Consider the following 8,725-nt stretch of genomic DNA (forward strand, 5'->3'; position numbering starts at 1 on the left):
CCGCCGGTCCAGGCCGGGTGAGACGTCGGATCGATGTCCAGGTTCAGCGTGGCGCCTTCCTTCCCGTAGGTCGAACGGGTCTGGTAGGTGGTGCCGTCGGTCATCACAACAGTGATGAAGTGGTAGTCGGGGTGCGTGTCCGCTTTCATCGATCTTGTCCGTCTCTGCGCGACGACGATGCCGACCGTCACTGCGCGTAAATAGAGAATCCCGCCGCAGAGCGCGACGGGAGCGAGGGGCGGCGTTTACACCGGGGTGCGTTCCGGGGCAAGAGCGCGACCATGACCCAAGCTGAACCTCAACGTCATGCCCAGCCGACCGGCCGCCCCGGCGCCGGCGCCGTTCTGGCCGAACAGATGGACGAGGCGGGCGGCAAGCGCGCCAAGAGCCGCAACATCCGCCCCCTGGGACGGCTGCTGCCCTTCCTGGCCCGGCACAAGATGGACGCGGCCATCGCCACGGTCTGGCTGATCGGATCGACGGTCGCCTCCCTGGCGCTGACGGCGACGGCGCGCGGCGCCATCGACCAGGGGTTCGAGAACGGCGGCGCCAATATCGACAAATGGTTCCTGATCCTGGGCCTCAACGCCGTGATCCTGGGGCTGGCGACGGCGCTGCGCTATTTCTACGTCACCAAGACGGGCGAGCGGATGATCGCCGACCTGCGCACGGCGCTGTTCCAGCGCATCCTGACGCTGGACCCGGTCTTCTTCGCCCATATGCGGACGGGCGAGGTGCTGTCGCGCCTGACCACGGACATCCAGTTGGTGGATACGCTGCTGACCACTTCGATCAGCTATGCGCTGCGCAACTTCCTGACCCTGATCGGCGGGGTGATCCTGCTGTTCTTCGTCAGCCCCAAGTTGACGGGCTTCGTCCTGTTGATCGTGCCGGTGCTGATCGTGCCCCTGTTCCTGTTCGGCCGGGTGGTGCGCCGCCTGACGGTGCAGTCGCAGGACACCTTCGCCGGAGCCGTGGGCTTCGCCGGGGAAAGCGTAGACGCCATCGAGACGGTGCAGGCCTTCGGCCGCGAAAAGAGCGCCATCGGCCGCTTCGGCGCGGCGGTGGAAGAGGCGTTCGGCGTCTCGCTGAAGCGGATGCGGGCGCGCGGCGTGATGACGGCCATGATCATCATGGTGATGTTCGGCGGCGTGACGCTGGTGCTGTGGCTGGGGGCGCAGGACGTGATCGCCGGGACCATGACGCCGGGCGCCCTGCTGCAGTTCGTGCTTCTGTCGGTGTTCGCGGCGGGCGCCGTCGGCGCGCTGGGCGAAAGCTGGGGCGACGTGCAGAAGGCCGCGGGGGCCATGGAGCGGATCGACGAACTGATGCGGGCGACCCCCGCCATCGCGCCGCCCGCCAGCCCGGTCGCGCTGCCTCAGCCGCCGCGCGGCGAGGTGTCGATGTCGGCGGTGGACTTCGCCTATCCGGGCCGCCCGGACCTGCCCGCGCTGAAGGGCTTCAGCCTGACCGTGCGGCCGGGCGAGACGGTGGCTCTGGTCGGGCCGTCGGGGGCGGGCAAGTCGACGGTCTTCCGCCTGTTGCTGCGCTTCTATGACCCGCAGTCGGGCCTGGTGTCGGTGGACGGGGTGGACGTGCGCGCGGCTGATCCGGTCGACGTGCGCAACCGCTTCGCCTGGGTGTCGCAGGAGGCGCCGTTGTTCTCGGGCTCGGCGCTGGAGAACATCCGCTTCGGTCGCGAGGCCGCCACGCTGGACGAAGCCCGCGCCGTCGCCGCCGAGGCGCAGGCGCTGGGCTTCATCGACGCCCTGCCGGAAGGTTTCGACACGCCGCTGGGCGAGCGCGGCAAGAGCTTGTCGGGCGGCCAGCGTCAGCGTCTGGCCATCGCGCGGGCTCTGGTGCGCGAGGCGCCGATCCTGCTGCTGGACGAGGCGACCAGCGCGCTCGACGCCGAGAACGAGCGCCTGGTGCAAGCCGCGCTGGATCAGGCGATGGAGGCGCGCACCACCCTGGTCATCGCCCACCGCCTGGCGACCGTGCTGCGCGCCGACCGCATCGTGGTGATGGACGGCGGCCAGGTGGTCGAGGAAGGCACGCACGCGGAGCTGTCAGCCAAGGGCGGCCTCTATGCACGGCTTGCCAAGCTGCAGTTTCAGGGAACGTGAGCAAGACCCTCTCCCGGCGGGAGAGGGGCTAGCGCGCGTTGACGGCGGCGGCGGGAAAATCGCTGAACACGGCGTCGACGCCCAGCGCATAGATCGCCTTCAGCCAGCCTGCCAGATCGCCGTGGTCGGCCGGCGCTTCGCCGATGCGGTATTGGGCGGGCAGGAACAGGTTCTCCGCTCGGAAGGTCCAGACCACGACCTTCAGGCCCGCCGCGTGGGCGTCGCTTGTCAGGTTCGACGCCTCCAGCGCTCGGCCGGCATCGTCACGGGGAACGACCATCAAATCCTGCACCCCGACCGCCTCGGCGTAGCGGGCGATCTCCGCCAGGCCCTGCGGCGTGGCCATCTTGGCATAGGTCGCGCCTGGTCGGTCGGCGGGGCCGCCGCCGGCCTGCATCAGTTGTAGCAGGGGGGCGTCGATGCGCGCCTTCAACCGCTCCAGCGTCCCGACCTCGAAGCACTGGATCAGGATGGGGGCGTCGGCGCCGGTCAGGGCATGGCGCTCCAGCGCGGCGACGAAGGCGTCCTCCATCGGCAAGCCAAGGGCGGCGAAATGGCTGGGGTGCTTCAGTTCGGGCGCGACGCCGATGACGCGGACGGTGCGGGCGCTGGCCTCACGCGCGATCTCGACCACGGCGTCGAAGGTCAAGATCGGCTCCTGACCGTCATAGGCGGCCGAGGCGGGGCGCAGGGCGGGCAGGCGCTCGCGGGCGCGCAGGGTCTTTAGCTCGGCCAGGGTGAAGTCTTCGGTGAACCAGCCGCTGATGGGCACGCCGTCCACCTCGCGCGTGGTGCGGCGTGCGGCGAACTCGGGACGGTCGGCGATGTCGGTGGTCTCGCCGATCTCGTTCTCGTGGCGGACGACCAGATGACCATCGCGGGTCATGACCAGATCGGGCTCGATGAAGTCGGCGCCCTGTTCAATCGCCAGCTCATAGGCGGCGCGGGTGTGCTCGGGCCGTTCGCCAGAGGCGCCCCGGTGGGCGATGACGATGGGCTTGGCGGGAGGAGCGGACATGGCCGGTTGGCTCGACGACAGGAGGACGGCGGTCAGGATGGCGGCGATCATGGCCGAAGGGTAGGGGCCGGACGTGACAGGCGCGTGATCGCGTGACCAACTCCCGGCGGGAGAGGGCTTGAGCGCGCGGCGGCGCAGCCGTCGCCCTCGCGCGCAAGGGTGAGGGGCTAAGGTATCCGTTCGAGCGCTGAGTGACGGCTAACGCCGACTTCACCCGTGAACCCTCACCCTTTCGCCTTGCCAATCGCTTCGCTCTTGGAGGCTCAAGCCCTCTCCCATCGGGAGTGGGTGACGTCAGGCCTCGCGCAGGATCTTGCGCAGCTTGGCTTGTATCTCCGGGTTGCCCGCGACGATCTGCTTGCCGTTCATCGGGTCGCCGTCCTGGTCGATGGCGGTGACGACGCCGCCGGCCTCAGTGACCAGCAGGATGCCCGCCGCCACGTCCCACGGCTGAAGGTTGCGCTCGAAATAGGCGTCGTAGCGGCCCGCGGCGACCCAGGCGAAGTCCAGCGAGGCCGCGCCCAGGCGGCGGATGCCCGCGACCCGCTGGCCGACGGCGTGGATGTCCTTGATGGCCTGGCCGTGGCCCGTCTTGCCGATGAAGGGCAGGCCCGTGGCGATCAGGCATTCGGCCATGTCGACGCGTCCGGCGATGCGGATGCGCGTGTCGTTCAGATAGCAGCCCTTGCCCTTTTCGGCCCAGAACATCTCGTTCATGACCGGGTTGTAGGTGACGCAGGCCACGATCTCGGACGTGCCGTCGGGATGCTTGCGCTCCAGGCCCACCGTGATGGCGAAGTGGGGCATGGCGTGCATGAAATTGGTGGTGCCGTCGATCGGGTCGACGATCCAGGTGTGGGTCTTGTCGGTGCCCTCGACCATGCCGCGCTCTTCGCCCAGGAAGCCGTAGCCGGGACGGGCCTTCAGCAGCAGCTCGAACAGGGTCTGTTCGGCCTTGACGTCGGCGGCGGTGACGAAGTCGCCGGGGCCTTTGCGGGACACCTGCAGCTGGGACACCTCGCCGAAATCCCGGAGCATCGGGCGGGCGGTCTTGCGGACGGCGTCCATCATGACCTGGAGCAGGGCGGAAGCGAGGGCCATAGGCGGTTCTCCTGATCCGTCGATCCTCAAAAGCCAGCGGCCCGGATGGACGGAGAAGCAAAAGGGGCGCGGACCATCCGCGCCCCTGTAGTCTTTACAGCGCCCGGCCTTGGCCGGGAATGACGGCGTTTGTTAGTCCGCGCGGCGGACGTATTCGCCGGTCGAGGTGTCGACGATGATCTTCTCGCCCGTCGACATGAAGGGCGGGATCATGACGCGGATGCCGTTCGAGGCCTTGGCGGGCTTGTAGGACGACGAGGCGGTCTGACCCTTCACGGTCGGCTCGGTCTCGACGACTTCCAGCACGACCTGTTCCGGCAGTTCCAGGCCGATCGGGCGCTCTTCGTGCGACTCGATGATGACCTTCATGCCTTCCTGCAGGTAGGGGATGCGGTCTTCGCCGACCCAGCCCTTTTGCAGTTCGATCTGCTCATAGGACTCGTCGTCCATGAAGACGAGGGTTTCGCCGTTGTCGAACAGATAGGAGTAGTCGCGCTGTTCCAGCGTGACGCGCTCGACCTTGTCTTCCGAGCGGAAGCGTTCGTTCAGCTTGTTGCCGGTTTCGAGGTTCTTGGCCTCGACGTTGGCGAAGGCGCCGCCCTTGCCGGGCTTGACGTGGCTGGCCTTGGTGACGACCCACAGGGCGCCGTTGTGTTGCAGGACCATGCCGGGCTTGATGGTGTTGGCGTTGATTTTCATGAGAACCGTAGGGCTCGTTGCTGGGGGGCGGCAGGCGCCGACCGCCAGAGCGTGGCGCGCCAAATCGCGGCGAGCCCTAGAGGATAAGGCGAAAAAGGGCAATGGCGCGTGCGATTGCCCCTATGCCGTCATCATCGCGCTAGGCCCGACGATGACGGCAGGGAGAGGAGGCTTTAGTTCCCCGTGGCGGCGCCGTCGGTGACGATTTCCTTCATGGCCGACTGCAGATAGTTCTGCGCGCCCATCAGCTTGATCAGGCTGTGCTGGTTTTCGAGGAAGTCGACGTGCTCCTCGGTGTCGGCCAGGATCTTCATCAGCAGGTCGCGGCTGACGTAGTCGCGGGCTTCCTCGCACTGGGTGACGGCGTCGCGGGTCGCGGCGCGGCTGTCGATCTCCAGTTGCAGGTCGGCGCCCAGGCATTCGATCGGGTCTTCGCCGACCTTCAGCTTGTGCAGATCCTGCAGGTTGGGCAGGCCGTCCAGGAAGAGGATGCGCTTGATCAGCATGTCGGCGTGCTTCATCTCGCCGATCGATTCTTCGTAGATGACGTTGCCGAGATGGGTCAGACCCCAGCTCTCGAACATGCGGGCGTGCAGGAAGTACTGGTTCACCGCCGTCAGTTCGTTGGTCAGCACCGCATTGAGGGTGCGGATGATCGCGGGATCGCCCTTCATGGTCGTCGTCCTTGTTCAGCGGCGGCGAAAGCGACGTCAGCGCGACGACAGGGCCTCTCGGCCGCCCGTAAGGACTTCATAGCACGGCTGAAACGCCGTGGATTATTTGCGAGTTTTTATCACTGCATTGATAATGCGAGTGAAATCCGCTTTCAAAAAGCGGCGGCTCTTGCGCTAGGCTCTACTCGGCCGCGATGGCGAAGGCGGCCTGGGTTTCCTGGATCATCTGACGCATTTCGCACACGCATTTGGCGCACTGGGGCGCGCACTGGTGGCTGGCGAAGATGTCCTTCGGACGGTTGGCGCCCGCCTCGATGGCGAGGGCGACGTCACGCTGGCGAAGACCGTTACAGTTGCAGACGTACAAGGCGGGGCACCCGGAACACTGAGAATGGCTCGCTATAGCATTTATTAAGGCGGGTGCAAATCATTCGCATGCACATGCGACATTGACGACGACGGCGACGACGGGCAGGGCTCGGCCATGGCTCGTCAACCGCAAATTCCCGCTCGCCCGGCCTGCCGGCTGTACCTGATCACGCCGGTCGCCATCCCGGACCTGGAGGCCTTCGCCGCAGAGCTGGAGACCGCCCTGTCGGCCGGGGACTGCGCCGCCTTGCAGATCCGTCTGAAGGAAGCTTCGGACGAGGCGATCCGCGCCGCTGTCGCCCGGCTGAAGCCGATCTGCCAGGCGCACGAAGTGGCTCTGATCCTGAATGATCGGCCGGATCTGGCGCGCGCCACGGGCTGCGACGGGGTGCATGTGGGCCAGGAGGACGCTTCCCTGGCCGAGGCGCGGCGCATCATGGGCCCGGACGCCATGATCGGCGTCACCTGCCACGACAGCCGCCACCTGGCGATGGAGGCGGCCGAGGGCGGGGCCGACTATGTCGCCTTCGGCGCCTTCTTCCCGACCGAAACCAAGGACGTCGTTCATCACGCCGAGCCCGACATCCTGACCATCTGGCAGGAGACGATGGAGGTTCCCTGCGTGGCCATCGGCGGCGTTACGGCCGAAAACGCGGCCGGCCTGGCGGCGGCGGGGGCGGACTTCGTGGCTGTCAGCGCCGGGGTCTGGGCGCATCCGCAAGGACCGGCGGCGGCGATGCGAGCCTTTGATGCGGCCCTGGCGGGCGCAGCTTCCTGACTTCAGAGGATGTTTAGGAAGCTCGGGCAGGGTGAGGCCTTAGTGTCGCCCCGTGGACCCGATCATGACGATGAGCCGCGCGCTCGAAAGACCTGAAGCTGTTGTGGAGCCGTCGGGCATGACGCCCCGCACGCTCCCGTCATCACAAGCCAACGCCGCCTTCTTCCGTCAGCCTCTGCTGCCGATCCTGACCGCCGTGGGCGTGACCGTCCTGGTGGTGCTGGCGGTCAGCTTTGCGCGCGCCAACGGCGTGGTGGCCGCCCTGTGGGGAGCGAGCGGTCTGGCCCTGGCCCTGTGGCTGCGCGGCGGGCGCGGGCTGGCCTATGATTGCGGCTTCGTGGTGCTGATTGCGGCGGGGGTGCTGGCGGGCGAGTTCCTGAGCGGGAACGGACCGGCGCTGGCGCTGCTGTTCACCGTGGCCAATCTGCTGGAGATCGCCCTGGCGGTGGTGCTGACGCGCCGACTGGTGACGGGGCTGCATGTCGACAGCGTCGAAGGGCTGGCGCGGTTTCTGACCGTTTGCGCCATCGCTCCGCTTCCGTCCGCTGTGTTCAGCGCGGTGGCGCTGAACATGATGATCGGCGCCGACCTGCTGGATTCCTTGCGGATCTGGTGGAGCGCCCACGCCCTGGGTTTCGCTGTTCTAGGCGTGTTTGGTCTGACCTTGCGCCGGTCGCATCTGAATATTCTGCGCGAGCCCGTGCGACTGGCTGAGGGCGTCGCGTTGAGCGGCCTGATCCTGAGCGCCTGCTACGCCATCTTCTCGCAGTTGAGCCTGCCTTACGGCTTTCTGCTGTTGCCGCTGCTGGTTCTCATGGCGGTGCGCTTTCGCGTCGTCGGCATCGCCTGGGCCCTGATGATCGTCTCGGTCATGGCCATCGGCGGGACCATGGCCGGAAACGGCCCCTATCACGACTTCAACGCCGAGCAGCGGGCCATGCTGGGGCAACTTCTGGTGCTGCTGGGCTATATGCCGATCGTCATGGTCGCGGCCTTGCTGGAAGAGCGGGACCGCCTGACCGAACGCGCGCGTGAGGGACGCGCGCGAGCCGAGCGCGCCTCGGCGGCCAAGTCGCGGCTGCTGGCCAATGTGGCCCATGAGATCAAGAGTCCGATTGGCGGCGTCATCGGCATCGGCGAGCTGTGGGCCGGCGGGCACCTGGGCGCCGTCACGCCCAATCAGGTCGAGATGGCGCAGATGCTGGTCAAGACGGCGCGTCAGGTCGAGGCTCTGACCCACGACCTGCTTGATGTGGCGCGGGCCGAGGCGGGCGCGGTCAAGGTCGATCTGCGCCCGACCGACGTCGCCGGCGTGCTGGAGGATGTGCGCCGTAGCCTGCTGCTGAATCCCGAAACGGCGGCGGTGAAGATCGATGTGGTCGCGGCCGGCGATCACCTGGTGGCGCGGGCCGATTCCCAGCGTCTGACGCAGGTGGTGGGCAACCTGGCCAACAACGCCGTCAAATACGGCGCCTCGGGCGGGCTGGTCGTCCTGCGCGCGGCCTGGAGCGGCGATCGCGTCCGCATCGAGGTGGTCGACCGCGGACCTGGCCTGTCGGAAGAGAAGCAGGCGCAACTGTTCGAGCCTTTCAACCGTCTGGGTCTGGAGCGTTCGGCCATCGAGGGGCATGGGGTCGGCCTGACCCTGGCCAAACGGCTGGTCGAGTTGCAGGGCGGCGAGATCGGCGTGATCTCGGCGTCGGGGCAGGGCGCGACCTTCTGGGTGGAGTTGCCGGGCGCTTGATCCGGCGGGCGCGATGGCCGCTTGACCCGGTGCGGCCCCGGCCGTCAATGTCATTGTCATGAAAGCCGTATTCGTCGCCGCCCTGTCGCTCGCCGCCCCTCTGGCCCTGTCCGCGACGCCCGCCGCCGCGCAGCAAGATCCGGCCGAGCGCGCCCGCATCGAAGAGTTGACGCGCCGCCTGAACGGCGCGCCGCCCGCGCCGCAAAGGGCGGCGCC

General features: G+C 67.6%; 9 protein-coding genes. 3 read left to right on the plus strand and 6 right to left on the minus strand.

Features of this window, described 5'->3' with window-relative positions; translation table 11 throughout:
* Positions 1-149: 50S ribosomal protein L31 (gene rpmE / locus B2Y21_RS13190; RefSeq protein WP_292060317.1), on the minus strand; the 149-nt coding region annotated here is incomplete at its 3' end.
* Positions 150-281: 132 nt separating this feature from the next.
* Between rpmE and B2Y21_RS13195 the strand changes: the two genes are divergently transcribed.
* Complete coding sequence (locus B2Y21_RS13195; RefSeq protein WP_292060306.1) at positions 282-2,126, plus strand: ABC transporter transmembrane domain-containing protein; 1,845 nt, start codon at positions 282-284, stop codon at positions 2,124-2,126.
* Positions 2,127-2,154: 28 nt separating this feature from the next.
* Here the strand turns inward: B2Y21_RS13195 and B2Y21_RS13200 are convergent, their stop codons facing one another.
* The 5 genes from B2Y21_RS13200 to B2Y21_RS13220 form a co-directional block, all read right to left on the minus strand.
* A complete protein-coding gene (locus B2Y21_RS13200; RefSeq protein WP_414632857.1) occupies positions 2,155-3,195 on the minus strand; it encodes a glycerophosphodiester phosphodiesterase in 1,041 nt (346 codons plus the stop codon).
* Positions 3,196-3,438: 243 nt separating this feature from the next.
* A complete protein-coding gene (locus B2Y21_RS13205) occupies positions 3,439-4,245 on the minus strand; it encodes an inositol monophosphatase family protein (RefSeq protein WP_292060308.1) in 807 nt (268 codons plus the stop codon).
* A gap of 132 nt (positions 4,246-4,377) precedes the next feature.
* Positions 4,378-4,944, minus strand: coding sequence for an elongation factor P (gene efp, locus B2Y21_RS13210; protein WP_292060309.1), 567 nt, complete (start codon positions 4,942-4,944; stop codon positions 4,378-4,380).
* A 173-nt stretch (positions 4,945-5,117) separates the two neighbouring features.
* On the minus strand, positions 5,118-5,618 hold the full coding sequence (gene bfr, locus B2Y21_RS13215; RefSeq protein WP_292060310.1) for a bacterioferritin: 501 nt from the start codon (positions 5,616-5,618) through the stop codon (positions 5,118-5,120).
* Positions 5,619-5,799: 181 nt separating this feature from the next.
* Positions 5,800-5,985, minus strand: a complete 186-nt coding sequence (locus B2Y21_RS13220) for a (2Fe-2S)-binding protein (RefSeq protein ID WP_003165676.1) — start codon at positions 5,983-5,985, stop codon at positions 5,800-5,802.
* 117 nt (positions 5,986-6,102) lie between these two features.
* On the opposite strand from B2Y21_RS13220, the gene thiE reads away from it, so the two are divergent.
* Positions 6,103-6,765, plus strand: coding sequence for a thiamine phosphate synthase (gene thiE, locus B2Y21_RS13225; protein ID WP_292060311.1), 663 nt, complete (start codon positions 6,103-6,105; stop codon positions 6,763-6,765).
* Positions 6,766-6,829: 64 nt separating this feature from the next.
* On the plus strand, positions 6,830-8,509 hold the full coding sequence (locus B2Y21_RS13230; RefSeq protein ID WP_292060312.1) for a sensor histidine kinase: 1,680 nt from the start codon (positions 6,830-6,832) through the stop codon (positions 8,507-8,509).
* Positions 8,510-8,725: the final 216 nt, after the last annotated feature.

The sequence above is a fragment of the Brevundimonas sp. UBA5936 genome (assembly GCA_002430835.1).
In the GTDB taxonomy this organism is placed as follows: domain Bacteria; phylum Pseudomonadota; class Alphaproteobacteria; order Caulobacterales; family Caulobacteraceae; genus Brevundimonas.

Coding starts and splice junctions, on each gene's coding strand:
- B2Y21_RS13195 (WP_292060306.1), top strand. CDS start 282: ATGACCCAAGCTGAACCTCAACGTCATGCCCAGCCGACCGGCCGCCCC.
- B2Y21_RS13205 (WP_292060308.1), bottom strand. CDS start 4,245: ATGGCCCTCGCTTCCGCCCTGCTCCAGGTCATGATGGACGCCGTCCGC.
- efp (WP_292060309.1), bottom strand. CDS start 4,944: ATGAAAATCAACGCCAACACCATCAAGCCCGGCATGGTCCTGCAACAC.
- B2Y21_RS13200 (WP_414632857.1), bottom strand. CDS start 3,195: ATGATCGCCGCCATCCTGACCGCCGTCCTCCTGTCGTCGAGCCAACCG.
- B2Y21_RS13230 (WP_292060312.1), top strand. CDS start 6,830: ATGACGATGAGCCGCGCGCTCGAAAGACCTGAAGCTGTTGTGGAGCCG.
- thiE (WP_292060311.1), top strand. CDS start 6,103: ATGGCTCGTCAACCGCAAATTCCCGCTCGCCCGGCCTGCCGGCTGTAC.
- bfr (WP_292060310.1), bottom strand. CDS start 5,618: ATGAAGGGCGATCCCGCGATCATCCGCACCCTCAATGCGGTGCTGACC.